At 72.9% G+C, this 26,148-nt stretch carries 25 protein-coding genes and 2 pseudogenes; 11 read left to right on the top strand and 16 right to left on the bottom strand.

The genetic code is table 11. The annotated features are described in order from the left end of the window. Positions 1-175: 175 nt before the first annotated feature. Complete coding sequence (locus O7615_RS26550) at positions 176-565, top strand: YciI family protein (RefSeq protein WP_278182243.1); 390 nt, start codon at positions 176-178, stop codon at positions 563-565. Next, on the top strand, positions 565-1,971 hold the full coding sequence (locus tag O7615_RS26545; protein ID WP_278180510.1) for a sigma-70 family RNA polymerase sigma factor: 1,407 nt from the start codon (positions 565-567) through the stop codon (positions 1,969-1,971). The genes O7615_RS26550 and O7615_RS26545 overlap by 1 nt, the downstream gene beginning before the upstream one ends. A 16-nt stretch (positions 1,972-1,987) precedes the next feature. On the opposite strand, the gene O7615_RS26540 is transcribed toward O7615_RS26545, so the two are convergent. From O7615_RS26540 to O7615_RS26530, 3 genes are read right to left on the bottom strand one after another with little or no spacing between them, the layout of a single operon-like run. Then, the gene (locus tag O7615_RS26540; protein WP_278180509.1) at positions 1,988-3,085 is read right to left on the bottom strand and encodes an ionic transporter y4hA; all 1,098 of its coding nucleotides are present in this window, start codon (positions 3,083-3,085) and stop codon (positions 1,988-1,990) included. Positions 3,086-3,145: 60 nt separating this feature from the next. Continuing rightward, the gene (locus O7615_RS26535; RefSeq protein WP_278180508.1) at positions 3,146-3,892 is read right to left on the bottom strand and encodes an NAD(P)-binding domain-containing protein; all 747 of its coding nucleotides are present in this window, start codon (positions 3,890-3,892) and stop codon (positions 3,146-3,148) included. After that, complete coding sequence (locus O7615_RS26530) at positions 3,889-4,950, bottom strand: LLM class flavin-dependent oxidoreductase (RefSeq protein ID WP_278180507.1); 1,062 nt, start codon at positions 4,948-4,950, stop codon at positions 3,889-3,891. The genes O7615_RS26535 and O7615_RS26530 overlap by 4 nt, the downstream gene beginning before the upstream one ends. Before the next feature lie 190 nt (positions 4,951-5,140). Here O7615_RS26530 and O7615_RS26525 point away from each other — a divergent pair, with 190 nt between their 5' ends. Continuing rightward, entirely contained in the window at positions 5,141-5,635 is a 495-nt protein-coding gene (locus O7615_RS26525) for a MarR family winged helix-turn-helix transcriptional regulator (protein ID WP_278180506.1), read from the top strand. A gap of 69 nt (positions 5,636-5,704) precedes the next feature. Here the strand turns inward: O7615_RS26525 and O7615_RS26520 are convergent, their stop codons facing one another. Next, positions 5,705-6,040 (bottom strand): hypothetical protein, encoded by a 336-nt coding sequence (locus O7615_RS26520; protein WP_278180505.1) that lies wholly within the window; start codon positions 6,038-6,040, stop codon positions 5,705-5,707. 117 nt (positions 6,041-6,157) lie between these two features. On the opposite strand from O7615_RS26520, the gene O7615_RS26515 reads away from it, so the two are divergent. Then, entirely contained in the window at positions 6,158-6,850 is a 693-nt protein-coding gene (locus tag O7615_RS26515; protein WP_278180504.1) for a TetR/AcrR family transcriptional regulator C-terminal domain-containing protein, read from the top strand. A gap of 551 nt (positions 6,851-7,401) precedes the next feature. Here the strand turns inward: O7615_RS26515 and O7615_RS26510 are convergent. Beyond that, positions 7,402-7,722, bottom strand: a pseudogene (locus tag O7615_RS26510) (transglutaminase-like domain-containing protein); the annotation flags it as partial. A 501-nt stretch (positions 7,723-8,223) separates the two neighbouring features. Here O7615_RS26510 and O7615_RS26505 point away from each other — a divergent pair. Continuing rightward, positions 8,224-8,394 (top strand): annotated as a pseudogene (locus O7615_RS26505) (cell division protein DivIVA); the annotation flags it as partial. A gap of 64 nt (positions 8,395-8,458) precedes the next feature. Here O7615_RS26505 and O7615_RS26500 read toward each other — a convergent pair. From O7615_RS26500 to metH, 3 genes are all read right to left on the bottom strand, one after another. Further along, positions 8,459-9,220, bottom strand: a complete 762-nt coding sequence (locus O7615_RS26500; RefSeq protein WP_278180503.1) for a hypothetical protein — start codon at positions 9,218-9,220, stop codon at positions 8,459-8,461. Positions 9,221-9,222: 2 nt separating this feature from the next. Beyond that, positions 9,223-9,600 (bottom strand): PadR family transcriptional regulator, encoded by a 378-nt coding sequence (locus O7615_RS26495; protein WP_278180502.1) that lies wholly within the window; start codon positions 9,598-9,600, stop codon positions 9,223-9,225. 187 nt (positions 9,601-9,787) lie between these two features. Beyond that, positions 9,788-13,303: a methionine synthase gene (metH, locus tag O7615_RS26490; RefSeq protein WP_278180501.1), complete on the bottom strand. Its 3,516-nt coding sequence runs from the start codon at positions 13,301-13,303 to the stop codon at positions 9,788-9,790. 332 nt (positions 13,304-13,635) lie between these two features. Between metH and O7615_RS26485 the strand changes: the two genes are divergently transcribed. Further along, positions 13,636-14,505 carry a PAC2 family protein gene (locus O7615_RS26485; protein ID WP_278180500.1) on the top strand — a complete coding sequence of 290 codons (870 nt, stop codon included), beginning with the start codon at positions 13,636-13,638 and terminating at the stop codon, positions 14,503-14,505. Between the two features lie 143 nt (positions 14,506-14,648). After that, entirely contained in the window at positions 14,649-15,440 is a 792-nt protein-coding gene (locus tag O7615_RS26480) for a GntR family transcriptional regulator (RefSeq protein ID WP_278180499.1), read from the top strand. A gap of 18 nt (positions 15,441-15,458) precedes the next feature. Here O7615_RS26480 and mshC read toward each other — a convergent pair whose 3' ends face one another. The 6 genes from mshC to O7615_RS26450 form a co-directional block, all read right to left on the bottom strand. After that, the gene (mshC, locus tag O7615_RS26475) at positions 15,459-16,697 is read right to left on the bottom strand and encodes a cysteine--1-D-myo-inosityl 2-amino-2-deoxy-alpha-D-glucopyranoside ligase (protein ID WP_278180498.1); all 1,239 of its coding nucleotides are present in this window, start codon (positions 16,695-16,697) and stop codon (positions 15,459-15,461) included. A gap of 65 nt (positions 16,698-16,762) precedes the next feature. Further along, positions 16,763-17,581, bottom strand: coding sequence for an SCO1664 family protein (locus O7615_RS26470; protein ID WP_278180497.1), 819 nt, complete (start codon positions 17,579-17,581; stop codon positions 16,763-16,765). Next, complete coding sequence (locus O7615_RS26465) at positions 17,578-18,153, bottom strand: DUF3090 domain-containing protein (RefSeq protein ID WP_278180496.1); 576 nt, start codon at positions 18,151-18,153, stop codon at positions 17,578-17,580. Before O7615_RS26465 ends, O7615_RS26470 begins: the two co-directional genes overlap by 4 nt. A 61-nt stretch (positions 18,154-18,214) precedes the next feature. After that, positions 18,215-18,928: a histidine phosphatase family protein gene (locus tag O7615_RS26460; protein ID WP_278180495.1), complete on the bottom strand. Its 714-nt coding sequence runs from the start codon at positions 18,926-18,928 to the stop codon at positions 18,215-18,217. Positions 18,929-18,963: 35 nt separating this feature from the next. Continuing rightward, positions 18,964-19,800 (bottom strand): undecaprenyl-diphosphate phosphatase, encoded by an 837-nt coding sequence (locus tag O7615_RS26455; RefSeq protein ID WP_278180494.1) that lies wholly within the window; start codon positions 19,798-19,800, stop codon positions 18,964-18,966. Continuing rightward, complete coding sequence (locus tag O7615_RS26450) at positions 19,797-20,849, bottom strand: LLM class F420-dependent oxidoreductase (protein ID WP_278180493.1); 1,053 nt, start codon at positions 20,847-20,849, stop codon at positions 19,797-19,799. Before O7615_RS26450 ends, O7615_RS26455 begins: the two co-directional genes overlap by 4 nt. A gap of 154 nt (positions 20,850-21,003) precedes the next feature. Between O7615_RS26450 and O7615_RS26445 the strand changes: the two genes are divergently transcribed. Both O7615_RS26445 and O7615_RS26440 read left to right on the top strand, forming a co-directional pair. Next, positions 21,004-21,975, top strand: a complete 972-nt coding sequence (locus tag O7615_RS26445; protein WP_278180492.1) for an aldo/keto reductase — start codon at positions 21,004-21,006, stop codon at positions 21,973-21,975. Between the two features lie 55 nt (positions 21,976-22,030). Beyond that, complete coding sequence (locus O7615_RS26440; RefSeq protein WP_278180491.1) at positions 22,031-22,222, top strand: DUF5703 family protein; 192 nt, start codon at positions 22,031-22,033, stop codon at positions 22,220-22,222. A gap of 92 nt (positions 22,223-22,314) precedes the next feature. Here O7615_RS26440 and O7615_RS26435 read toward each other — a convergent pair whose 3' ends face one another. Then, positions 22,315-22,968, bottom strand: a complete 654-nt coding sequence (locus tag O7615_RS26435; RefSeq protein ID WP_278180490.1) for a hypothetical protein — start codon at positions 22,966-22,968, stop codon at positions 22,315-22,317. A 55-nt stretch (positions 22,969-23,023) separates the two neighbouring features. Next, on the bottom strand, positions 23,024-24,352 hold the full coding sequence (locus tag O7615_RS26430) for a M20/M25/M40 family metallo-hydrolase (protein ID WP_278180489.1): 1,329 nt from the start codon (positions 24,350-24,352) through the stop codon (positions 23,024-23,026). Between the two features lie 105 nt (positions 24,353-24,457). Here O7615_RS26430 and O7615_RS26425 point away from each other — a divergent pair, with 105 nt between their 5' ends. Then, positions 24,458-25,057 (top strand): hemerythrin domain-containing protein, encoded by a 600-nt coding sequence (locus tag O7615_RS26425; RefSeq protein WP_278180488.1) that lies wholly within the window; start codon positions 24,458-24,460, stop codon positions 25,055-25,057. A gap of 77 nt (positions 25,058-25,134) precedes the next feature. Continuing rightward, positions 25,135-26,133, top strand: coding sequence for a LysR family transcriptional regulator (locus tag O7615_RS26420; RefSeq protein ID WP_278180487.1), 999 nt, complete (start codon positions 25,135-25,137; stop codon positions 26,131-26,133). Positions 26,134-26,148: the final 15 nt, after the last annotated feature.

Here is a 26,148-nt window from a genome sequence, read left to right as displayed (position 1 = left end):
CCTCCGGTTCAGTCGACCGGTCGGCACGAGGTGTCCCGGTCGGTGTCCGGGTAGGGCATAGGGTCGGCCCCAGGCACGGCGAGGTGCGTGTCCGGAACGGACCGCCGGCTCCGACGTCCCCGGTGAGCCGGCACCAGGGCGGTGCCGGACGCGAGAGGGAGACACCGTGAAATACATGATCATGCTGTACGGCTCGCAGCGCGACTACGACGCGATGGCCGGGCAGGCCACCGACCGGCCGGCGATGTCCGGCGAGGAGGTGGCCGCGATGCACGCGCACATGGGCAGGGTGCACCAGGAACTGGCCGACTCCGGTGAACTGGTCGACGCCCAGGGACTGACCGCGCCGGTGCACGCCCGGCGGGTCCAGGTGCGGGACGGCCACCCGGTGGTCACCGACGGGCCGTACCCGGAGACGCAGGAGGTGCTCGCCGGGTACACGGTGGTGGAGTGCGCCAGCTTCGACCGGGCCGCCGAGATCGCCGCCGGCTTCGTCGACCCGTCCGCCCCCGGCCAGTACGTCGACATCCGTCCGATCGCCGATGGCATCGACGATCTCGTCTGATGGGTGAACCGGCCGTCGAGGACCTGCTACGCCGGCTGGCGCCGCAGGTCCTCGGCGCGCTCGTGCGCCGCTACGGGCACTTCGACACCGCCGAGGACGCCACCCAGGAGGCGCTGATCGCCGCCGTCACCGGCTGGCCCCGCGACGGCGTACCGGACAACCCGCGCGCCTGGCTGATCACGGTGGCCTCCCGGCGGCTGACCGACCTGCTCCGCGCCGAGCAGGCCCGGCGGCACCGGGAGGACACCGTGGGCCGGCGGATGCTGGCCGAGCGGCGGCTGCCGCCGACGGCCGACCGCGCGGCGGACGCCGACGACACGCTGATCCTGCTGTTCCTCTGCTGCCATCCGGCGCTGCCCCCGGCGTCGCAGATCGCGCTGACCCTGCGGGCGGTGGGCGGGCTGAGCACGGCCGAGGTGGCCCGGGCGTTCCTGGTGCCACAGGAGACGATGACCCGGCGGATCAGCCGGGGCAAGCAGCGGATCCGCGACAGCGGGCTGCCGTTCGCGATGCCCGCGCCCGCCGAGGTGCCGACGCGCCTCGCGGCCGTCCTCCGGGTGCTCTACCTGATCTTCAACGAGGGGTACGCCAGCACGTCCGGGCCGGGCCTGCTCCGCCCCGACCTGTGCGCCGAGGCGATCCGACTGAGCCGGCTGCTGCGCCGGATGCTGCCCGGCGGTGAACCGGAAACGCCGCCCGGCGCGCTCCTGCCCGCCGGCGCAGCGACGCCACCGCCCCGCGCGGCAGCACGACCCGACGCGACAGCACGACCCGACGCGGCAGCGCGGTGCGGCACGGCGGCACAGCCCTTCGCGGCGGCACGGCCCGGCGCCGCGGGCGTTCCCGACGTCGGGGAGGTGACCGGACTGCTGGCGTTGCTGCTGCTCACCGACGCCCGCGCACCGGCCCGCACCGGGCCGCACGGCGAGTTGGTGCCGATGGCCGAGCAGGACCGCTCCCGGTGGCGGGCCGACCAGATCGCCGAGGGCACCGCGCTGGTCGCCGAGGTGCTGCCCCGGGGCCGGCCCGGGCCATACCAGATCCAGGCCGCGATCGCCGCCCTGCACGACGAGGCACCCAGCGCCGGGGAGACCGACTGGCCGCAGATCGCCGCGCTGTACGAGGTGCTGACGCAGCTGGACGGCAATCCCCTGGTCGCGCTGAACCACGCCGTCGCGGTGGCGATGGCCGAGGGAGCCGACGCGGGACTGGCGCTGGTCGACCGGCTGGCCGGCGACGGGCGGCTGGCCCGGGATCCGAGGCTGCCCGCCGTACGCGCGCATCTGCTGGAGCGGCGCGGCGATCCGGCGGCGGCGCGGGCCGAGTACCGCGCGGCGGCCGCCCGCGCGACCAACCTGGCGCAGCAGCGCTACCTGAACGCCCGCGCGGACCGCCTCCGGGGCTGACCGCGCCCGGTGCCGGTCAAGGGCTCGCCGCGAGGAAGACGAAGGCGGCGAAGAGCACCAGGTGCACGCCGCCCTGCAACAGGGTGGCGCGGCCCGGCACGACGGTCAGCACACCGGTGACCACGGTCAGCGCGAGCAGGGTCACCTGGGTGCCGCCGAGGCCGAGCAGCAGCGGGCCGCCCAGCCAGATCGAGGCGATCGCGATCGCCGGAATGGTCAGGCCGATGCTGGCCATCGCCGAGCCGAGGGAGAGGTTCAGGCTGATCTGCACCCGGTCGCGCCGGGCGGCGCGGGCCGCGGCGAGCGTTTCCGGCAGCAGCACCAGCAACGCGATGATCACACCGACGAACGCCGGGGGCAGGTTCACCGCGGCGACGCCCGCCTCGATCGCCGGTGACACCGACTTGGCGTCGCCCACCACGGCCACCAGGGCGACCAGCAGCAGCCCGAGGCTGACCAGGGCCCGCCGGGTCGACGGCGGCGCGGCGTGCGCCTCCTCCGGCAGGGTCTCCCCCTCGCTGCCCACGGGCAGGAAGTAGTCGCGGTGCCGGCCGGTCTGCACCATCACGAACAGGGCGTACAGGGCCAGCGACACCACCGCGGCGAAGGTCAGCTGGGCCGGGCTGAACTCCGGGCCGGCCCGCCCGATGGTGAACGTCGGCACCACCAGGCTCAGCGTCGCGAGCGTGGCCACGGTGGCCAGCGCGCCGCCGGTGCCCTCCGGGTTGAACACGGCCAGCCGGCGGCGCAGCGCGCCGATGAGCAGCGACAGACCGAGGATGCCGTTGCAGGTGATCATAACGGCGGCGAAGACGGTGTCCCGCGCGAGGGACTGTGTCTTCTCCCCGCCGCTGATCATCAGCGTCACGATCAGCGCCACCTCGATGACGGTGACCGCCACCGCGAGCACCAGCGATCCGTACGGCTCGCCGACCTTGTGCGCGACCACCTCGGCGTGGTGGACGGCCGCCAGCACCGCGCCGGCCAGGAACGCGCCGACCACGATCACCATGACCCCGCTGAGCTTCTGGTTCCAGGTCAGCCCCAGCACCAGGAGGGCGGCGATCGGGATGGAGACGGTCCAGGTGGTCATGGTGCGGCGCAACGCGAGCATGATCTACATCTTGCCAGCCTCAATGATCATGAACGGCCAACCGCCCAGGATCCCTACGGGTCATCGTCGCTGGCTGGGTGCTCGCGTACGGCCGGCTTCTGCGGATCTCTCGGCCCGGGCCTGGGCGATGGCCTGGCCGTGCGCCGAGCCGGGAAAGCGGTCGAGCAGGGCCCGCACCTCTTCGGCGCCCAGGTCGGCGCCGAAGAGTTCGGCGCCGGGTTGCAGGCGGATGCCCTCGGCGAGCGGGCCCGCGACGACCGCGTCGAAGCCGAGATCGTCGACGAGGGAGGCGACGGTGGCAAGGTCCGCGGGGTCGTCGCCGACGATCGCGATGGCCTTACGGCCAGGCGGGCCGGCCGGCCGCGCCTCGTCCTCGAGATCGTGGTAGCCCATGTGGTTGAACGCCTTCACGACACGCGAGTCGGGCAGGAACGCCTGGACGATCTCGCTCGACGAGGTGAGCGGGTCGGTCAGGTCGTCCCGGATGCCGTCGACCTCCCACCAGTAGTTCATCGCGTCGACGACGAGCTTGCCGCGCAACGCCTCGGCGGGGATCGTGCGGTACCTGCCCAGCGGGAGGGCGAGGATCACGATGTCGGCGCGGCTCGCGGCGTCGGCGGCGGTCGTGGCGACCGCTCCGGGCGTGAGCACCTCGACGGTGAGGGCGATCGTGGCAGGATCGCCGGAGCCGGCGATGAACACCGGGTGACCGGCGGCGACCGCGAGGCGGGCGAGTACGGTGCCTACCTTGCCGGCGCCGAGGATCCCGAGGGTGGCTCGCGGCCCGTTCCGGGTGATGTCGTTCATGTCGGTGTTCCGCCTTCGGTGCCGGGTGAGCTGGCGAGAATGTCACGGACCATCGGGATGACCCGCGATCCGTAGAGTTCCACGGCGCGCAGCCGGGCGCTGATCGGCTGCGTCCCCGCCGTGTAGATGAGGTCGAACCGGCCGACGCCGAGGCTGCCGACCGCCCGGGCGATCCGGCGGGCGACGGTCTCCGGAGAGCCGACGTAGAGGGACCCGTGCTCGATCTCGGCGTCGAACTCCGCGCGGCGGATCGGTGCCCAGCCGCGCAGCGCGCCGATCCGGTCACGCAGCACCCGGTAGCGCGGCCAGAACACCTCCCTGGCCTCCTCGTCGGTGTCGGCGATGAAGCCCGGCGAGTGCATCCCGACCGGGTGCGCGGTCGTGCCGAGCTGCGCCGCGGCGCGCCGGTACAGCTCGACGTAGGGGGCGAAGCGCTCGGGCGCGCCGCCGATGATGGCGAGCATGAGGGGCAGGCCGTAGCGGGCGGTGCGGACCACCGACTGCGGCGAACCGCCCACCCCGACCCAGGTGGCCAGGCGTCCCGACTCCGTCTTGGGGAAGACGTCGGCCTGCTCCAGCGGGGCACGCATGGTGCCCTTCCAGGTGACCGGCTGTTCGTCGAGCAGCTTCACGAAGAGATCGATTTTCTCCTCGAACAGCACGTCGTAGTCGCGTAGGTCGTAGCCGAACAGCGGGAAGGACTCGGTGAACGACCCCCGGCCGAGGATGACCTCGGCTCGACCGTGCGAGAGCGCGTCCACCGTGGCGAAGCGCTGGAACACCCGGACCGGGTCGTCCGAACTCAGCACGGTCACCCCCGAGGCGAGCCGGATGCGCGAGGTACGCGTGGCGATCCCGGCGAGCACGGTCTCGGGCGTCGACACCGAGTACTCCGGCCGGTGGTGTTCGCCGAGGGCGATGACGTCGACGCCGAGGTCGTCCGCCAGCACCGCCTCGTCGACGACCTGCCGGATGGCGGCGGCGTGGGAGACGAGCGCACCGGAGTCGTCCTCGGGCACGTCGCCGAAGGTGTCGAGGCCGAACAGGAGATCAGACATGGGAGGGCTCCATCGTGAGTAGTTCCTTCAGCCGCGGGGCGACCCCGCGACCGAGTTCCAGTTCAAAGGCTTCGGTCGCCGTGATCCCCTCCTGCTGCGGTCCGGCCAGGCACCTCGCGCCGCCGTTGCCACAGGCGATTGACACGTCAATTATGCTTCAAGTAATTGACGCGTCAATCGGGAGTGCTGCATGACGAGGGACACACCACCGCAGCGGCGGCGGGGACGTCACCTGCCCACCAGGGAAGAACTACGGATCTGGCGCGACTTCGTCGAGACAGCGGAGACGCTCCAGCACGAGCTGTCCACCCGCCTCCAGCGCGACTGCTCGCTGTCGCCCGGCGACTACCGGGTGCTGCTCGCCCTCAGCGAGGCGCCGGAGCAGCGAGTGCGCTCCTCCCAACTCGCCGACGCCATCGACTGGACCCGCAGCCGCCTCTCCCACCACCTCGGCCGGATGGAGCGGCGCGCGCTCATCCGCCGTGCGGAACCCGCCGACGACAGCCGGGGTGCCGAGGTCATACTCACCCCGACCGGCGCCGAGGCGTTCCACGGCGCCACCGTCCCCCACCTGGGCGCCGTCCGTGAACTCTTCGTCGAGGCGCTCACCCCGGAGCAGCTCGCCGCGGTCGGCGAGGTCACCGCCGCGCTCCGCGCACGCCTCGGCTCCTCCCGCACCACGTAACGGCGGAACGAGCCCCGTCGTGCTGACGATCCGGGTTTCGCCCAACGGGGACCGGACGGCGCGGCTGGTTCACGCCCTGCCGCGTCGGTGCGGCCCGGTCAGGGCGCCGGCCAGGGCCACGGCGGCGACGGCGCCGACCAGGCTGGCCAGGCCGAGCCGACCGGAGACGGCGTACGACGACACCGACGTCACCAGCACCCCGGCGGTGAGCCCGAACCCGAACAGCAGGGCCGGCACCGCGTGCCTCGCCGGCAGCGACGCCGCCACCACCAGCAGGACGCACAGGATCAGATCCGGCACCAGGAAGAGGTTGTCCCGGCGCCAGGAGTCGTTCAGGAACAGGAAAAGGAAGGTGCCGGCGCTGAGCGCGACCGCGCCCACCCGCCCCAGCGTGACGACAGTCATCGGAAACCCCTCACGTCCACGCCCGGACCCCCGGGCGACCAATGTCTACAGCGTAGACATGGCAACGCCCGACGTCTACGCAGTAGACATGGCGCCGGGATACGGCATCATGTGCCCATGCCCAGGTCGCGACCCTTGACGCCGCCGCGTATCGCAGAAGCGGCCCTCGCGGTCGGCGATCGGGAGGGCGGTCCGGCGATGACGATGCGCCGCATCGCCGCCGAACTCGGCTGCGATCCGATGGCGCTCTACCGCCACTTCGCCGATCGCGAGGCACTCCTGGACGCCGTCGCCGATCTCGCCCTGGCCGACGTCACCGCCCCGGACCCGCGCGCCGGCTGGGAGGAGCGGCTACGCCACGTCGCGACCGCCATCCGCGAGGCCGCGTTACGCCACCCCGGCGCGGCGGCGCACGTGGCCGCCCGGCCACCGCTGGGCCCGCACGGCAGGCGGCTCGGCGCCGCCATCTTCGCGGCCCTGCTCGACGCCGGGCTGCCCCGGCCGGCAGCGGTCAGGGCCGCGCAGGCCCTGATCGCGTACGTCGCCGCGGCGCTCGCCATGGCGGTACGCGCCGGGCAGCGGGACGCACGCTGGAGTCAGGTGAGCCAGGTGATCAGCGCGCTGCCCGACTCATCCCCGGGTTCACCGCCCGGTTCGCTGTCTGGTTCGCCGCCCGACTCCCTGCCCGACTCCCTGCCCGGCGAGGAGTTGCCCGTCGTCGGCTCCGCCGAACAGTTCGCGTACGGCCTCGGCCTGCTCCTCGCCGGCATCCGCGTGGAGGCGGAAGCCGCCCGCCGGAACGGGCCATAGACCCGCCCGGAGGCGAGGCCGCGTTCACAGGCTCGCCCGAGCGAGCCGAGGCCCGGGTGGCGGTCCGGGTGGCGGTCCGGGTGGCGGTCCGGCACAGCCGGGCACGGTCTTATGAAGCGCGGCCTAACGCCCGGGTCGGCCGCCGCCGGTGAGCGGGGCCGGTGCCGGCAGGCGCGGGTCGCTGCGGTAGGTGTTCGCGGCCCGTGGCAAGGGGCCGCTGGCCGCGCTGACCGCGGCGACCTCGTCAAGCAGCGTGACGTCGGCGGAATCCAGCTGGTCGTAGTGGACGCCGATGAGCCCCACGAGTCCCAGGGCAGCGTCTCGACCCGGTTCAGGGCGGCGAGATCGCGGAGCGCGTTGCCCTGGATCTCCCACATGCCGGTCAGGCCCGCTCCGCTGAAGCCGATGCTGCCCAGATCGCGCGTGCCGGTCCGGCCCTCCTGCCACGCCTGGCCACCGACGACGAACGCGTCCCGGGGCACGTCCAGCGGGTCGACGTCCGCGTCGGTGTAGGTGCCAGCGGGGGCGCTGGCGATCTGGGCGTCGACCAGATACCAGCCACGGTCGTGGTGCCAGACCTCGACCACCCAGTGGTCCTCGAAGAAGCCGTCGGTGAAGTAGCCGGCGAAGCCGGCCCGGGCCCGGGCCGGGATGCCGGCCTCGCGCAGCATCGCGCAGAGCAGGACGGTGAAGTCGCGGCACGTGCCGGCGAAGCGATCCTCGGGCCGGCGCTCGTCCAGCGTGCCGAGATAGGTGAGGATCGCCTCGACGTACCGGGTGTTCGCCTCGTCGCGGCGCTGCTCGGGAAGGGCGAACCCGAACAGCTCGGTGCAGTCGCGGTGTATCAGCACTCCGCCGATCACCTTCGCCATGCCGGCAACATCGGCCGGCAGGCCGCTGAACAGGTGTCGCTTGGATCCCGGGTCGGTCAACGCGCTGTGACGCCGGTAGTACTCAAGCTCATCCATAGTGCCGGAGACTAGCGCGGAGTCCGTACATTTCGCCGCCCCGAGGCCCCGGCTGCCCTGCGGTCGCGCCCGGCCGCATTCAGCCACGTTCAGCCGCGACATGCGGCAAGTGGGGCCCTCCCACCGGCGGGATGCCCCGAGTAGCCGCAAGCCGTGGTCGAATGTAGATCCAGATCAGACGATCGGCCCGCGCAGCACCGGGGAGAATGCATGAGACCGCCAACCGTGTCACCCCCAGCGCTGATGATCGGGCTCGGCATCGGTGCCGTCGGCGGCGCCTTCCTCGGCCAAGCCGCCGTCATGCTCGGCATCGTCGCCGTCGCGCTGGGTGTCGGAGGTCTCCTCCGCAACTTCGCGCCCACCACGCTCGCCGCGGACGTATCGGCCCAGCCGGCCCAGGAAGGGCCCACCCTCTCCGGGCTGGGTACCCGGGTCGAGGGCATTCTCCGCCTGGCCGAGGAGCAGGCCGACGACCATCGGACCGCGGCGAAGCGGGAATCCGAGGGCATCCGGTCGGCGGCCCGCGCGGAGGCCGACCTCATCCTGGAGCGGGCTCGCGCGCAAGCCGCCGGGTTGGCCGGCCCCTCGAAGCCCGGGTCAGACCCGAGTTCAGCCGAGACGTGAGCCCGCCCGCCCGCCTTCAGGCCAGCAGGCGGAAGACCGCGTCGACGCCGAGCATGATCATGGTCAGGAAGGGGAACAGGAAGGCCAACGCCCACTCGATCTGCGGACGGGACGGAGTGGACACCCGCGGGTCGCGGATCGGATCGGATTCGGTCAACGCGGGCCAGGTCAGCACCACCTGCAGGATCAACGCGACCACGCCCACCGCAGCGGGCAGAGGCCACGCGGACTGGGCGACCGGCTCGCGCCAGAGCGCCTGCGGCAGGAGGAAGACGGTCAGCAGGCCGAAGGGCAGCACGAAGGCCAGCGAACGGCGACGGAACACCTGCCGCAGGATCGGCGTCGGACGTGCCAGCAGCAGTATCACGGCGCCAACACACAGGCCGAGCGCCACGAGGTCACCTCCACTGACCACGACCGCAGTAGCCTCGGCCCAGGCGTCGACGGCCCGTGGCACGGCGATCAGCCCCGCCAATCCGAGCAGCAGACCCACCACCGTCCGGGGCCGCAGCGCGGTGCCGTGACCAGAGCCGTTGCCCCGCACCGCGCGCGCGTACGCGACCGGGTCGCCGAAGGCCTCGGCAGCGCTCTGCCCCGAATCGGCACAGTGGGCGTCCACTGTGGCCAGCGCGTCACCGATCCGGTCACCGGGCACGTCGGCGAGCCGCAGTTCGACGACGAAGTCCTCCCGCCAGGCCCGGTCGACGTGCGGTGTGGTCAACGAGATGTCGGACGGCCGGTCGGACGGCGCCGGTGTGGGCGCAGGGGTGGCGTTCATGGTCATCCTTCCTGCGCCCTGACGGGCTCACCGAGGACGTTCGCGGTGCCGTCGGCACTGGTCAGCGTGGTGGTGATCTGGGCGAACCGGGCCCAGCGCCGCACCTGAGCGTGCGCCTCACGCCGACCCGACTCGGTCAGGGCGAAGTACTTGCGGCCCGGCCCACCCTCACCGGGACGCCACTCGACCCCCACCCACCCGGCCTGTTCCAGCCGGTTGAGCAGTGGATAGAGCGTCCCGCCCTTGAGTGGCCCCAGGCCGGCCGACTCCAGCCGCGTCGAGATGGCGTAGCCGTAGGTCGGGCCGTCCAGCAGGACCCGCAGGACGCACACCCCGAGCACCCCCCGCAGCCACTCCGCCGGCCAGGATTCGCTCTCCACAGCTAGACAGTAACGCTAACTAGTAAGCGGAGCAACATAGAAGCCTACCTGCGGCGCAGGCGAAGTCTTCGACGGTCACTCCCTACCTGATGGCCGCTGTCGGCGGGGGCGGGGCGAGTGGGCAGGCCAACAGGGAGCCGGCGGCGAGCAGGTGGAGTATCCGCTGGCCGCACGGCACCTGCGGTGACTACTTGGCGTTGAAGTAGCTGGCCTCGGGGTGGTGGACGACGATGGCGTCGGTGGCCTGCTCGGGCATGAGCTGGAACTCCTCCGACAGCTCCACCCCGATCCGGTCGGCGCCGAGCAGTTCCACGATCTTCGCCCGGTCCTCCAGGTCGGGGCAGGCCGGATAGCCGAACGCGTACCGGCAGCCCCGGTAGTCGGTGCGCAGCAGGCCGGCCAGATCCGCCGGGTCGTCGTCGGCGACGGTACGGCCGTCGGGCAGCCGCAGCTCGGCTCGTACCCGATGGTGCCAGTACTCGGCGAGCGCCTCGGTGAGCTGCACGGAGAGCCCGTGCACCTCCAGGTAGTCGCGGTACTCGTTGCGGGCGAACAGCTTGGCCGCGTACTCGCTGACCGGCTGGCCGACGGTGACCAGCTGCAACGCCACCACATCCAGCTCCTCGCCGCGCGGGCGGAAGAAGTCGGCCAGGCAGAGCCGCCGCTCCTGCCGCTGCCGGGGGAAGGAGAACCGGGCCCGTTCGGCGTTCCCGTTCTCGTCCAGCACCACCAGGTCGTTGCCCTCCGAGTACGCCGGGAAGTAGCCGTACACCACGGCCGCCTCCAGCACCTGGTCGGCGATCAGGCGGTCCAGCCAGTAGCGCAACCGCGGCCGGCCCTCGGTCTCGACCAGTTCCTCGTAGGACGGGCCCTTGCCGCCGCGCGCACCGCGCAGGCCCCACTGCCCCATGAAGGTGGCCCGCTCGTCCAGCAGTGCCGCGTAGTCGGCCAGCGGCACCCCCTTGATCACCCGGGTGCCGAAGAACGGCGCGGACGGCACCGGCACGTCCACCGCCACGTCGGAGCGCACCGAGGCGTCGTGCAGCTCCGGCAGCGACTCGGCGACCACCGCACGCTGCCGCTCCCGGCGGGCCCGCCGGGCCGCCAGGGCCGCCTCCCGCTCGGCGTCGACCACCGGTGCGCCGCCGCGCTTGGCGGTCATCACCCGGTCCATCAGGGACAGCCCCTCGAAGGCGTCGCGGGCGTAGTGCACCTGGCCGGGGAACGTCGACCGCAGGTCGTCCTCGACGTACGCCCGGGTCAGCGCGGCGCCCCCGAGCAGGACCGGCCAGCGTTCCGCGACCCCGCGCGTGGCCATCTCGGCGAGGTTCTCCTTCATGATGACCGTGCTCTTGACCAGCAGGCCGGACATGCCGATGGCGTCGGCGCGGTGCTGCTCGGCGGCGTCGAGGATGGCGGAGATCGGCTGCTTGATGCCGATGTTCACCACCTCGTAGCCGTTGTTGGACAGGATGATGTCGACCAGGTTCTTGCCGATGTCGTGCACGTCACCCTTGACCGTGGCGAGCACGATTCTGCCCTTGCCGCCGTCGTCGGCCTTCTCCATGTGCGGTTCGAGGTACGCCACCGCGGTCTTCATCACCTCGGCCGACTGGAGCACGAACGGCAGCTGCATCTGCCCGGAGCCGAACAGCTCACCGACGACCTTCATGCCGTCCAGCAGGATGTCGTTTATGATCGCCAGCGGTGCCGTGCCGGCGGCCATCGCCGCCTCCAGGTCGGCCTCCAGGCCGTTGCGTTCGCCGTCGACGATCCGCCGCTTGAGCCGCTCGTGGAGCGGCAGCGCGGCCAGCTCCTCGGCCCGGGTGGCCCGCGCCGAGGCGGCGTCGACGCCCTCGAAGACCTCGATGAACCGCTGCACCGGGTCGTAGCCGTCGCGGCGGCGGTCGTAGATCAGGTCGAGCGCGATCTCCCGCGGCTCGTCCGGGATCTTCGACATCGGCAGGATCTTGCTGGCGTGCACGATCGCCGAGGTCAGCCCGGCCTGCACGCACTCGTGCAGGAAGACCGAGTTGAGCACCTGCCGGGCGGCCGGGTTCAGCCCGAAGGAGACGTTCGAGATGCCCAGGGTGAAGTTCACGCCCGGCCAGCGGCGGGCGATCTCCCGGATCGCCTCGATGGTCTCGATGCCGTCGCGGCGGGTCTCCTCCTGCCCGGTGGCGATCGGGAAGGTCAGCGCGTCGATGAGGATGTCGGACCGGCGCATCCCCCACCGGCCGGTGAGGTCGCCGATCAGCCGCTCGGCGACGCGTACCTTCCATTCCGCCGTACGGGCCTGGCCCTCCTCGTCGATGAGCAGCGCGACCACGGCGGCGCCGTGCTCGGCGACCACCGGCATCACCCGGGCGTAGCGGGAGTCCGGCCCGTCGCCGTCCTCGAAGTTCACCGAGTTGACCACGCACCGCCCGCCGAGCATCTCCAACCCGGCCTCGACCACCGCGGGCTCGGTCGAGTCCAACATGATCGGCAGGGTCGAGGCGGTGGCGAACCGGCCGGCCAGCTCGCGCATGTCGGTGCCGCCGTCGCGGCCGACGTAGTCGACGCAGAGATCCAGCAGGTGCGAGCCGTCGCGGGCCTGGCTGCGGGCGATCTCCACGCAGGACTGCCAGTCGGCGGCGAGCATCGCGTCCCGGAACGCCTTCGAACCGTTGGCGTTGGTCCGCTCCCCCACCATCAGCACGCTGGCATCCTGGGCGAACGGCACGTGATGGTAGATCGAGGAGACACCCGGGTCGGTGCGGGGCTCCCGGGCACCCGCCCGCGCGCCGTGCAACCGCTCGGCGAGCAGCGCGATGTGTTCCGGGGTGGTGCCGCAACAGCCACCGATCAGCGCCACGCCGTAGTCGGTGACGAAGCGCTCCAGCGCGTCGGCCAGCTCCACCGGGGTCAGCGGGTAGACCGCGCCGTCGGCGGTGAGCTGCGGCAGGCCCGCGTTGGGCATCACCGACAGCGGCACCCGGGCGTGTTGGGAGAGGTAGCGCAGGTGCTCGCTCATCTCCGCCGGCCCGGTGGCGCAGTTCAGCCCGATGAGGTCGACGCCGAGCGGCTCGATCGCGGTCAACGCGGCACCGATCTCGCTGCCCAGCAGCATGGTGCCGGTCGTCTCGACGGTGACGTGGCAGATCAGCGGGACCTTCCGGCCCAGCTCCGCCATCGCCCGGTGCGCACCGACCACGGCGGCCTTGACCTGGAGCAGATCCTGGCAGGTCTCGATGATCAGCGCGTCCGCACCGCCCTCGATCAGGCCCGCGGCGTTCTCCCGGTACGCGTCGCGCAGCGTGGCGTACGCGGCGTGGCCGAGCGTGGGCAGCTTGGTGCCGGGGCCGATCGAGCCGAGCACGAACCGGGGCCGCTCCGGCGTGCCGTACGCGTCGGCGGCCTCCCGGGCGATCCGGGCACCGGCCTCGGACAGCTCCCGGATCCGGTGCTGGATGTCGTACTCGGCCAGGTTGGCGAGGTTCGCGCCGAAGGTGTTTGTCTCCACGCAGTCCGCGCCGGCCGCCAGGTACGCCTCGTGCACCCCGCGGACGACCTCGGGCCGGGTGACGTTGAGGATCTCGTTGCAGCCCTCAAGGCCGTCGAAGTCGTCCAGGGTCAGGTCGGCGGCCTGGAGCATCGTCCCCATCGCCCCGTCGGCGATGAGGATCCGGTCTGCCAGCGCATCGAGCAACGAAGTCCGCACGGGTCTCAGGCTAGTGCGACCCGCAGCGTCCGCATCCCCGCCCGCCACCGGATCCCGCATTGTGTCATCGGGATCACGTTGGACGCTTTCGTCCGCTATGCCGCTGACCAGGCCCACTGGTCCCGCGACGCCGGCGCTGGTTCCGCGATGCCGGCGCGCCAGTGGGACACATCGGGCGGGGCGTCGGGCCTATCCGGCGCGGCCGACGGGCCGCGTCCCGGCGCGGCACGTAGGCTGGCTGACGTGAAGGACTACAGCGACACCACCATGCACCGCGGGCGGCCGACCGGGGCCGGGCCCCGTGCCGCCGGTGACGAGCAGGAGGTGACGGCGTGACCGAGTTCGACGGGCTGCCGGTGCTGCGGTCTCCGGTGGCCATCGCCGCCTTCGAGGGGTGGAACGACGCGGCCGACGCCTCGACCGCGGCCGTCGAGCACCTGGAACAGGTGTGGGAGGCCCGTCCCATCACCGAGTTGGACCCGGAGGACTTCTACGACTTCCAGGTCAGCCGGCCCACCATCGCCATGTCCGACGGCGCCACCCGGCGGGTGGAGTGGCCCACGACCCGGTTCACCGTCGCCAGTCCCGCCGGCACCGAGCGGGACGTGGTGCTGATTCGCGGCATCGAGCCGAGCATGCGCTGGCGTACCTTCTGTGAGCAGGTGCTCGAGATCTGCCACAGCCTGGAGGTCGAGCGGGTGGTCCTGCTCGGCGCGTTGCTCGCCGACGTGCCGTACACTCGGCCGCTGCCGATCAGCGGCAGCGCCTCCGACGCCGACGCCGCGCGCCGCTACCAGCTCACCCCGACCCGCTACGACGGGCCGACCGGCATCGTCGGTGTGCTGCACGACGCCTGCACCCGCGCCGAGGTCGACGCCGTCTCCTTCTGGGTGCACGTCCCGCACTACGCCAACAACCCGCCCTGCCCGAAGGCGACCCTCGCCCTGCTGCACCGGGTCGAGGAGGTGCTCGACCTGCCGGTGCCCATGGCCGACCTGGCCGAGGAGGCGGCCGAGTGGGAGCAGCGGGTCCGCAGCGCCGCCGAGCAGGACGCCGAGCTGGGCGAGTACGTCCGCGAGCTGGAGGAACGCGTCGGCGACGCCGGGATCACCCCGTTGACCGGGGACGAGATCGCCCAGGAGTTCGAGAAGTACCTCCGCCGCCGGGGCGGGTCCGCCGGCCCGACCGCCGGTTCCTGGTAACACCCTCCCCCACGTCAACCAGAGAGGCCCCGGGCAGCACCGCCCGGGGCCTCGGTGCGTGCGGGCCTCGATGTGTGTCGGGGTGGCGCCGCGCACCCCGCGTACGGCATCCTAGGAACCTAGCTGAGATGAGGAGGTTGGGGATGCAGGTCAACCCGGGCGCGGCGGAGTTCCCGCACCGGCAGATCGCCGCGCAGCTGAGGGCCCAGGTCCGGCGCGGCGACTGGGCGCCGGGCGAGCGGCTGCCGTCCATCCCGGCCATCGCCGAGATGTTCGGCGTGGCGAAGCAGACCGTGCAGCGCGCCGTCGACCAGCTGCGGGTCGAGGGAGTCCTGATCACCAAGCCCGGCTCCGGTACGTACGTACGCGGCACCCGGCGGCGGCTCAACCGGCTCTCCCGGGGGCGCTACGGCGGCTTCCGCGGCTACCACACCGACCTGGCGGCCCGGTACCGGCAGCAGCTCGTCTCCGTCGGCCGCTCCCCCGCGCCGCCCGAGGTGGCCGACGCGTTCGGCGTACCCGACGGCACCGAGCTGCTCTGCCGCCGTCATCTGGTCCGCACCGAGGACTCGCCGGTGGAGGTGGGCGCCTCCTGGTTCCTGCCCGCCGACACCGCCGGCACCTCGCTGGAGCGGGCCGAGGCGTTCGGCCGCCCGCTCTACCAGGAGGCCGAGGAGGCCACCGGGCGACGGTACGCCACCGCCACCGACACCATCACCGCCCGCCAACCCAGCCGCGAGGAGTCGGAGACGCTCCAGATCCGGCCGGACACGCCGGTGCTGCACCTGCTGCACGTGGCGTACGACCCGCACCGCAAACCCATCGAGGTCGCCCAGGCCACCTGGCCCGGCCCGGTCACCACCCTCACCGAGGAGTACCCCATCCCCGCCCCCACCCAGCCCCCCACCCCCGACCCCGGCCTGATCCTCGGCTGACTGGCCGGGGCGGGGAGGTTAGAGGGTGATGCCTAGGAGGGCGTCCAGGGTGGTGGCGAAGAGGGGTGGGGCGGTGGGGTCGTCGGCGGTGCCGGCGAGGGTGCGCTCGGCCCACTCGTCGGCCAGCCGCAGGGCACCGGGCGAGTCCAGGTCGTCGGCGAGGCGCTCGCGTACGCCGGCCAGGAACGCCTCCCCGGACGGCCCGGCGGGCGCGGCGGCGGCCCGGCGCCAGCGGTCCAGCCGCTGCTCCGCGGTGACCAGCAGGTCGTCGGTCCACGACCGGTCGGCGCGGTAGTGCCCGGAGAGCAGCGCCAACCGGACCGCCATCGGGTCCACCTTGTCGGCGCGCAGCCGGGAGACGAAGACCAGGTTGCCACGGGACTTGGACATCTTCTCGCCGTCCAGCCCGATCATGCCGGCGTGCACGTAGTGGCCGGCGAACGGCGCCACGCCGGTCAGCCGCTCCACGTGCGCGGCGGAGCACTCGTGGTGCGGGAAGAGCAGGTCGTTGCCGCCGCCCTGCACGTCGACGGTGGCGCCGAGCAGACCGAGGGCGATCACCGCGCACTCGATGTGCCACCCCGGCCGACCCGGCCCGAGGTCACCACCGGGCCAGGACGGTTCGCCGTCCCGGGCGCCGCGCCACAGCAGCGGATCCAACGGGTCGCGCTTGCCGGCCCGGTCCGGGTCGCCACCGCGCTCGGCGGAGAGCTCCCGCATCCGGGCACGCGGGAGCTGGGACTCGTAGCCGAACCGCGGCGCGGCCGAGATGTCGAAGTAGACGTCGCCCGTCCCGTCCTCCAGGCGGTACGCGGCACCGTCCTTGAGCAGCACCAGCACCTTCTCGACGATGTCCGGGATCGACTCGACGGCGCCGACGTAGTGTGCCGGTGGGATGATCCGCAGCGCCTCCATGTCCTCGCGGAACAGTGCCGTCTCCCGCATCGCCAGGACCTTCCAGTCCTCCCGGTCGCGCGCGGCCCGTTCCAGCAGCGGGTCGTCGATGTCGGTGACGTTCTGCACGTACCGGACCTCGTGGCCCGCGTCGCGCCACATCCGCTGCACCAGGTCGAAGGCGATCATGGTGGCGGCGTGCCCGAGGTGGGTGGCGTCGTACGGGGTGATGCCGCAGACGTACATGGTGGCCGGACCATCCGGATCGGTCGGGTGCACGCCCTGGCGCGCCGAGTCGAACAACCTCAGCGGCGCGCCCCTGCCCGGCAGCCGCGGCACCTCGTGCCCCACCCAAGAGTCCATGACCGTCAGCCTAGCCAGCCGCCGCGCGGCGTCGCCCCGGCCCGAGAGTGATCAACGCGACACGCTCAGATCGGCGGCCACGGGATCGCCGGCCAGTCCGGGGAGGGCTGCGGGAACCGGCCCCGCTCGCACAGCCGGTCGATCCGGGCCGCCAGTTCGGCGATCTCGCCGAGGGTCAGGTGCTCGGCCAGTTCCTCGCCGAGCGGGCCTGTGACCTGGCCGGCCAGGCGGCCGAGCGCGTCGAGCGCGTCCGCCGGCAGCCGCCGTCCGGCCCAACCCCACAGGACCGTCCGCAGCTTCTCCTCCACGTGGAAGCTCACCCCGTGGTCGACACCGTGGATCCGGTCGTCCGGGCCGAGCAGGACGTGGCCGCCCTTGCGGTCCGCGTTGTTGATCACCGCGTCGAGCACCGCGAGCCGGGCCAGCCGCGGGTCGTCGGCGTGCGCCAGGGCGTACGGGGTGCCGTCGTCGTCGCGGGCCGCCGCGACCGGAAACCACCGGGGCGGTACGGCGTCGGCCGGCACGAACTCGACCAGCGGTGCGGCGTCGGCCGGCTCGTCGATCCACAGCTGGCACGAGCCCGGGCCGAACGGGCCGTCGCGCAGCACCGTCGGCGGCACCAGGTCCCAGCCGGTGGCCACGGAGACCAGGTAGGCGGCGACCTCGCGGCCGGCCAGCGTGCCGTCCGGGAAGTCCCACAACGGCCGCTCACCGCGCACCGGCTTGTAGACGCACCGCGCCGAGGCCCCGCCCAGCGTCAGCACGCCACGCAGGGTCGTGTTCGAGGCGTCCACCAGCCGACCCTCGACGGCCAGCTCACCGTCGCGCAACAGACGCAGCGCGGCACCCCCGTCCTTGCGAGGTGCCAGGCCGGACGAGGTCACCGGTGGTAGCCGTTGTTCCGCGGGCAGAGGTGGCCGGCCGGGTCGAGCGGCTGGCCGCAGAGCGGGCAGGGCGGCCGGCCGGCGTTGACCACCCGCCGGGCCCGCTCGATGAACTCACGCGTCGCCTCGGGGGTCAGTCGGACCCGGAGTCGGTCGAGATCCTCGTCGGGCTCGTCGACGTCGTCGGGCTCCTCCTCCGACTCGCCGAGCTCGATCTCGGTCTCCGCCTCGCCGACCGCGATCGCCTCGATCACCACGGTCGCGGTGTCGGCGTCGAAGGCCAGGCCCAGCGTGCCGACCCGGAACTCCTCGTCGACCGGCGTCTCCAGCGGGTCGTTGTCACCGACCGAGGCGGGGGCCTCGGGCAGCTCCACGCCGAACCGGCGCTGCGCCTCGGTGAGCAGCTCCTCCAGCTTCTCGGCGAGCAGGGAGACCTGCACCTTCTCCAGTGCGACGCTGACCAGCCGGCCGCCGCCGCGCGCCTGGAGGAAGAACGTGCGCTCCCCCGGCGGCCCGACGGTCCCGGCGACGAACCGCTCCGGCGGCTCGAAGGCGTGCACCTGGTGGGTCATACCCACGACCCTATCCGGCGGCCCCAGGCACCGTGCACCCCACCGACCCGAATCGCGCCGCTCACCGGGACGCCCCCGCGCCACCGCCGACCGCGGCGTCCGAGTCCGCCGACCGGCTGGCCCGCCGACGCCGTCGGCGCGGCGGCGGCGCCACACCGGCGAGGTCACCGCCGACGTCGTTGAGGCGGACCAGGAACGGGCGCAGGGGGGTGTAGCGGATCACGGTCACCGACGCCGGGTCCACCACGATCCGTTGGAAGAGATCCAGGTGTACGCCGAGCGCGTCCGCCACGATCGCCTTGATCACATCGCCGTGGCTGCACGCCAGCCAGACCGCCTCGGGGCCGTGCTCGGCGCTCAGCCGGGCGTCCCAGCCGCGTACCGCCGCGACCGCCCGGGTGGCCATCTGCGCCATCGCCTCCCCCTGCGGGAAGACCGCCGCGCTGGGATGCTGCTGCACCACCGGCCAGAGCGGCTCCTTGGCCAGCTTCTTCAGCGGCTGCCCCTCCCAGCTGCCGTACCCGCACTCGATCAACCCCTCGTCCGGCACCGGCGCGCTCTGGGGCAGCGCCAGCTCCAGGGTCTGCCGGCAGCGGATCAGCGGGCTGGTCACCACGGCCGCCAGCGGCACCGCCCGCAGCCGCTCACCGACGGCGGTGGCCTGGGCCCGGCCGGTCTCGTCCAGCTCGACCGGCTGCCGCCCGGCGAGGCCGCCGTCGGCGTTGGCGGTGGTGCGGCCGTGCCGCAGGAGCAGAAGTGTCGCCACCCGCACCACCCTAGGCCCTCGGCCCGTCCCGCCCTGCCGACACCTCAGGTGGCGCTGATGGTGCCGGTGAGCAGGAGGGCGAGGACGAGAGTGCCGACCGCGACCCGGTAGAGCACGAAGACGTACAGGGTGTGGTGCGCCACATAGCGCAACAGCCAGGCGATGGCCGCGTAGCCGATGCCGAACGCGATGAGGGTGGCGACGACCATCTGCGCGACGGTGGGTACCGAGGTGCCGGGCGCCGCCGGCGCGAAGACGTCGCCCAGGCTGAACACGCCGGACATCACCACCGCGGGGATGGCCAGCAGGAACGAGTAGCGGGCCGCCGTCTCCCGGGTGAGGTTCAGGAACAGGCCGAAGCTGAGGGTGGCCCCGGAACGGGACACGCCGGGGATGAGCGCCAGCGCCTGGGCGAAGCCCATCACCACGCCGTCGCGCATCCGGAAGTCCCGCAGGGTCCGGGTCTGTCGGCCCCAGAACTCGGCGAACGCGAGCACGAAGGCGAACACGATCAGCGTGGTGGCCACCACCCACAGGTTGCGGGCGGTCTCCCGGATCTGGTCCTTGAACAGGAAGCCGAAGAGGCCGATCGGGATCGAGCCGATGATCACATACCAGCCCATGCGGTAGTCGAGGCTGGTGCGGACCGACCGGTCCCAGATCCCGAGGACCCAGGTGCGGCCGATGCGCCAGATGTCCTTGGCGAAGTAGAGCAGGACGGCCGCCTCGGTGCCCAGCTGGGTGACCGCGGTGAAGGACGCCCCGGCGTCACGTTCGAAGAAGATCGCCGAGGTGATCCGCAGATGCCCCGACGAGCTGACCGGGAGGAACTCGGTCAGGCCCTGGACGATGCCCAGGACGATGGCTTCGACCCAGGTCACTCCCCGACTCCCGAGAGATCCAGCGCCTCGGCGACGGTGCGCAGGGTCTGCACGCCGGTGTCGCGGTCGGCGGCGAAGAGGGTCACCGAGAGGGTGGTGACGCCGGCCTCGGCGTACTCGCGCATCCGATCGGCGATGCGCTCCTTGGGGCCGATCAGCGAGGTCCGGTCGATGAACTCCATCGGCACCGCGGCGGCGGCGTCGCGCTGCCGCTTGGCCAGGTAGAGCTCCTGCACCTCACGGGCGGCGTCGCCGTAGCCCATCCGGGTGGCCAGCTGGTTGTAGAAGTTCTGCTGGCGGCTGCCCATCCCGCCGACGTACAGGGCCGCGTACCAGCGGACCAGCTCCGCGCAGGAGTTCAGGTCGTCGCCCACCACGACGGGCACGGACGGCACCACGTCGAAGCCGGTCAGTTCCCTGCCGGCCCGGGCCCGCCCGGCGCGTACCGCCGAGAGCTGTTCCTGGGCGAACTCGGGGGCGTAGAAGACGGCCAGCCAGCCGTCGGCGATCTCGCCGGCCAGCTCCAGGTTCTTCGGGCCCACCGCGGCCAGGTAGATCGGGATGTGGTCGCGCGGTGGGTGGAAGCCCAGCCGCAGCGCCTTGCCGGGGCCGTCGGGCAGCGGCAGCCGGTAGAACTCGCCGTCGTAGGCGACCTCCTTGCGGGCCACCGCCAGCTTCACGATGTCCACGTACTCCCGGGTGCGCGCCAGGGGCTTGCCGAACCGCACCCCGTGCCAGCCCTCGGAGACCTGCGGGCCGGAGACGCCCAGGCCGAGCCGGAACCGGCCGCCGGAGAGCGCGTCGATGGTGGCCGCGGTCATCGCGGTCATCGCGGGGGTCCGGGCGGGGATCTGCATCACCGCGCTGCCGATGTCGATCCGCTCGGTCTGGCCGGCCATCCAGGCGAGCATGCTCGGCGAGTCGGAACCGTACGCCTCCGCCGCCCACACCACCGAGTAGCCGAGCCGGTCCGCCTCCTGAGCCAGGGCCAGGTGGTCGGCCGGCGTGCTCCACGCTGTCTGGTATCCGAGGCTTAGCCCGAGTCGCACAGAGTCCTCCCCCATCCGCAGTCGCATCAGGTTACGCAATGCCGGCGGCGGGGACGATCACCGGCTCACCCGAGTCGCCGGTCCGGGGCCCGACGGGCAGACTTGACGGGAGCGAGGATATCGGTCCGGCCCTGTTCGAAATAAGGTTCACCCCATGCAGCAGCGACCGCTCGGCCGAAGCGGGCTGGCGGTTTCCCGGCTCGCGCTCGGCACCATGACGTGGGGCCGGGACACCGACGCCGACGACGCGGCCGCGCAACTGAAGAGCTATCTCGACGCCGGCGGCAACCTGATCGACACCGCCGACGTGTACGGCGACGGCGACGCCGAGTCGGTGATCGGCTCGCTGCTGGGCACCCTGGTGCCCCGCGACGACCTGCTGATCGCGACGAAGGCGGGGCTGCGGCCGGGTGACGGCCGGCGCCGGGACGGATCCCGGGGGCACCTGCTGCGGACGCTGGACGCCTCGCTGCGCCGCCTGGGCACCGACCACGTCGACCTGTTCCAGGTGCACGGCTACGACCCGCAGACCCCGCTGGAGGAGACCCTGGCCGCGCTGGATCACGCGGTGGCCAGCGGTCGGGTGCGCTACGTCGGCGTGTCGAACTTCTCCGGTTGGCAGACCGCCCGGGCGGCGGCCTGGCAGGCGGCCTGGCCGGGGCGGTCACCGGTGGTCGCCACGCAGGTGGAGTACTCGTTGCTGGAGCGCGGGGTGGAGCGGGAGGTGCTGCCCGCCAGCGAGGCGCTCGGGTTGGGCGTGCTGCCCTGGTCGCCGCTGGGCCGTGGGGTGCTGACCGGCAAGTACCGGCACGGCAGGCCGGCGGACTCCCGGGCGGTATCGCCGCATTTCGAGCGGTTTGTCGCCACCTATCTGGAGCCGCGCTGCTCCAGCATCGTGGAGGCGGTGGCGACCGCCGCCGGCGGCCTCGGCGTCTCCCCGCTGGAGGTGGCGCTGGCCTGGATCCGGGACCGGCCGGGGGTGACCGCGCCGATCCTCGGCGCGCGCACCTCCGGGCAGCTGCTCGGCGCGCTCCAGGTGGAGCGGATGACCCTGCCCGCGGAGATCACCACGGCGTTGGACGACGTGTCCGCGCTGGAGGTCGGCTACCCCGAGCGGGACGGCTGAGCATCACCCGGTGGAGGGTGGCGCCCGAGGGGTCGAGCTGGGCAGCATAGGCCCCATGGACTACGAATACGCGCCGCTGCGGTTGCCGCCGAACGTCGACCGGTTGACCGCCGCGGCGCAGCTGGCGATCCAGGCGGAGTTCTCCGGATGGGAGCTGGCCCGGGTGCGGCTGTTCCGCGACGGCACGCGCCAGGTGGTGCTGCGCCGCCGCCGGGTCAGCCAGCCGCAGCCGGGCCTGTCGTACTGAACGGCGGCCGGTGGTGGGCGGGGTGCCGGTGCCCCTCGCCCGCGCTGTCGAGCTGAGCCGTCCGCGCTCTCAGCTCGACAGCACGCGCGCGGTCAGTGCGCGTGGTCGTGCTCGTCGTCGAGCTCCAGGAACGGGTGCTCGTCGAGGCGGCCGACCAGCCGGTCGTCGGCCGCCGGCTGGAACGGACCCACCGGGTCGTCGTCCTCGAACGACTCCAGGTCGACCGAGGCACCGACCTCGCTGACCATCACCACACCGTCGAGGGGATCCAGCTCCGGCACGTCGAGCGCGCCGAGCGAGCCGTCGCCGCTCTGCAGCAGCTCGAGCACCGCCTCGCCGACACCCTCCACCGGCGGCACCTCCTCGTCGCCCGGTACGCCCTCGCGGCGGGCCGCCTCGGCGATCCGGATCAGCGCCGAGACGCTGGGCACGCGGTAGTCGCGCCGCTGGCGTACCGAGATCACCTGCGGGTACGGGTCGGTCGACTCGCCCGCCTCGGCACCGGCGAAGCGCTGGTCGGCCTCGTCGGGGTCGATCGAATCGACATCCCACGGGGTGACCTCGCCGAAGGCGTCCATGAGTTGCTCGTCGTAGGCGAACGACGCGTTGTTCAGCGCGACGTACGCCTGCCAGACGTCGTCGTCGTCGATCCGGCCCTGCGCGGCGCGGACGGCGGCCAGGTGGTGGCGGGCCGCTTCGATCACGCGCTCGAGGGCGGCGTCCAGCTCACCGTGCTGGTCGGTCATGTGAGGCGTCCCCTTCACGAAGAATCCAGGATGTCGCGTCCGAGCCGGACGCTGGCTAGCAGGTACGCAGGAACCGGTCGAGAACCCGCACGCCGAACTGTAGTCCGTCCACCGGAACCCGCTCGTCGATGCCGTGGAACAACGCCGAGAAGTTCAGGTCGGCCGGCAGCCGCAGCGGCGCGAACCCGAAGCAACGGATGCCCAACTGGGAGAACGCCTTGGCGTCGGTGCCGCCGGAGAGCATGTACGGCACCGGCCGCGCCCCCGGGTCCTCGGCCCGCAGCGCGGCGGACATCGCCGCGACGAGATCACCGTCGAAGGTGGTCTCCAGCGCCGGTTGCCGCTGCACGTACTCGATGGCGATGTCCGGGCCGACCAGCTCGCGCAGCTGCCGCTCCAACAGCTCCGACTGCCCGGGCAGGCTGCGGCAGTCGATGGTGGCGCTGGCCCGGCCGGGGATGACGTTGTCCTTGTAGCCGGCGGCGAGGCGGGTCGGGTTGGCGGTGTTGCGGATGGTGGCGCCGATGATGTTGGCGATCGGGCCGAGCTTGGCGATGGCGGTCTCCGGGTCCTCCGGATCCAGCTCGATGCCGAGCACCTCGGAGACCTCCTCGAGGAACGCGCGCACGGTGTCGGTGACCACCACCGGGAAGCGGTGCCGGCCGATCCGGGCCACCGCCTCGGCCACCGCCGTGACCGCGTTGTCGTCGTGCAGCATCGAGCCGTGCCCGGGCCGGCCCCGGGCGTGCAGCCGCAGCCAGTCGATGCCCTTCTGCGCGGTCTCGATCAGGTACAGCCGCCGCGACTCGTCCACCGTGTAGGAGAAGCCACCGACCTCGCCGATGCCCTCGGTGCAGCCGTCGAAGAGCTCCCGGTGCCGGGTGGCCAGGAAGTGCGCGCCGTATTCGCTGCCCGCCTCCTCGTCGGCGGTGTACGCGAGCACGATGTCCCGCGGCGGGCGCACCCCCGTACGCTGCCAGTGCCGCACCACCGCCAGGACCATCGCGTCGAAGTCCTTCATGTCGATGGCGCCCCGGCCCCACAGGTAGCCGTCGCGCAGTTCGCCGGAGAACGGGTGCACCGACCACTCGTCGGCGTCGGCGGGCACGACGTCCAGGTGCCCGTGCACCAGCAGCGCGCCCCGTCCGGGGTCGGTGCCCGGGATCCGGGCGATCACGTTGGCCCGGCCGGGCGCGGACTCGTGGATCACCGGTGCGATGCCGACGTCGGCGAGTTTCTCCGCGACGTACTCGGCGGCGCCGCGTTCCCCGGCGCTGGTGGCGTTGTCGCCGGTGTTCGTGGTATCGATGCGCAGCAGATCCCGGCACAGCTCGACGACCTCGTCGGTCGGTGCGGGGAAGGCGGAGTGGGCGTCGCTCGTCATCGTGCCTTCATATCAGCCTAGAGTTTCGGTTCGGGCGGGTGCGGGTACTGCCGCGCCCGATCCGATGCCATGTCGCCGCGCCGTCCGCCAGCCGAGGAGGGCACCATGTCCGTCCATCTGCCGCCGCTGCCGCCCACTCCCGCCGACGGCTACCGGCCCGGCGGGCGCAGCATCGCCGACCTGATCGCCGAGGAGCACCGGCAGCTGCTGGAGCTGACCCGGCGGCTGATCGCGCCCGGGCCGGATCCGGAGCACGGCCGGGACGTCCTGGTCGCCGCGCTGTCGCGGCACCTCTCCGCCGAGGAGCAGTACCTCCTGCCCGCCGTCCGCCACGCCGTCTCCGGCGCCGGCCCGCTGGTCGACGAGGCGGTGGCCGGCGACGTGGCGCTGCTGCGGGCCCTGCAGGGGTTGACCGACGACGGCCTCGCCGAGGTCGCGGCCCGGCTCGAGGCGCACGCCACGGCGGTCGACCCGTTGGTGCAGCGGCTGTGCGACGCCGCCACCGAGGAGGAGCTGATCCGGCTCGGCAACCGGCTGGAGATCGCCGAGGAGGCCGCGCCGACCCGCCCGCACCCGGCGGCCCCGCACACCCCGCCGTGGAACCGGATCGTCGAGCCGGCGGTGGGCGTGGTCGACAAGGTGCGGGACGTCCTCGCCGGCCGGCACACGCAGCTGGGCGAGCTGACCGAGCCGCCACCTCGCTGACCGACCCGCTACATGTTCATGCTCGTTGATCCGTCCGGGCACTACCGCCGGCCGCTCCGTGGCCCTACCGTCACGCTATGAATCTGGAGTTGCGCCACCTGAGGGTGGTCTGCGCCATCGCGGAGACGGGGAGCGTGACCAAGGCGGCCTCGACGCTCGGCCTGGCCCAGCCGGCGCTGACCGCCCAGCTCCAGCGCATCGAACGCACCCTCGGCGGGCCGCTGTTCGAACGGGACCGGCGCGGTGCCCGACCCACCGTCCTCGGCGAGCTGGTGCTCGCCCGGGCGCGGGTGCTGCTGCCGGCGATGAAGGGGCTACAGGACGAGGCGGCCCGGCTGGCCGGCGCGGGCGACGCCCCCCGCCGGTACCGGTTCGGCGGGGTCAACAGCCCGATCCTGGGTCGGCTCGTGCACCGGCTCGCCGCCGAGCAGCCGCAGGCGCAGATCAGCACGCACGCCTCCTGGTCGGTCGACGAGCTGGCCCAGCTGGTCGCCGGCGGGCGGCTGGACTACGCGCTGACCGGGGTCTGCGGCGACTCGACGCCGTCGGCGGACTACGGGCTGAGCTGGCGGGAGGTCGCCGTCGACCCGGTGATGGTGCTGCTGCCGGAGACCCACCCGCTGGCCGCGCGGGACGAGGTGGACCTGACCGACCTGCGGCACGAGCAGTGGGTGGCGGCGCCGGGGGACGGCTGCTTCGGTGACTGCTTCGCCGCCGCCTGCGCGCGCTCCGGCTTCACCCCCCGCAAGGTGTACGAGGCCGACGTGCGCAGCTGCATCGACCTGGTGGACGCCGGCGAAGCGGTCGCCCTGTGCCAGGCCACGTTCCGCCCGGTCGCCGGTCTGGTGACCCGCCGGCTGACCGGCACGCCGCTGCGCTGGCGGCTGATGCTGGGCTGGCATCCGGAATCGGCCGCCGGCCGGACGGCCGACCTGGTGCTGGAGACGGCGCTGGTGGCGTACACCGACGCCCTCGCACCGCACCCGGCGTACCTGGCCTGGCTGCTGCGCAACCCGGCGTTCGGCGTTCGGCGACCGGCACCGGTGGTGGCCGCCCACCGGGTGCGAACGGCCTGAGCGCGGGTAAGCGGC

This window comes from Micromonospora sp. WMMD1082 (assembly GCF_029626175.1).
Classification (GTDB): domain Bacteria; phylum Actinomycetota; class Actinomycetes; order Mycobacteriales; family Micromonosporaceae; genus Micromonospora.
Note: the sequence above shows the minus strand (reverse complement) of the source record. Positions and strands in the feature narration are given on the sequence as shown.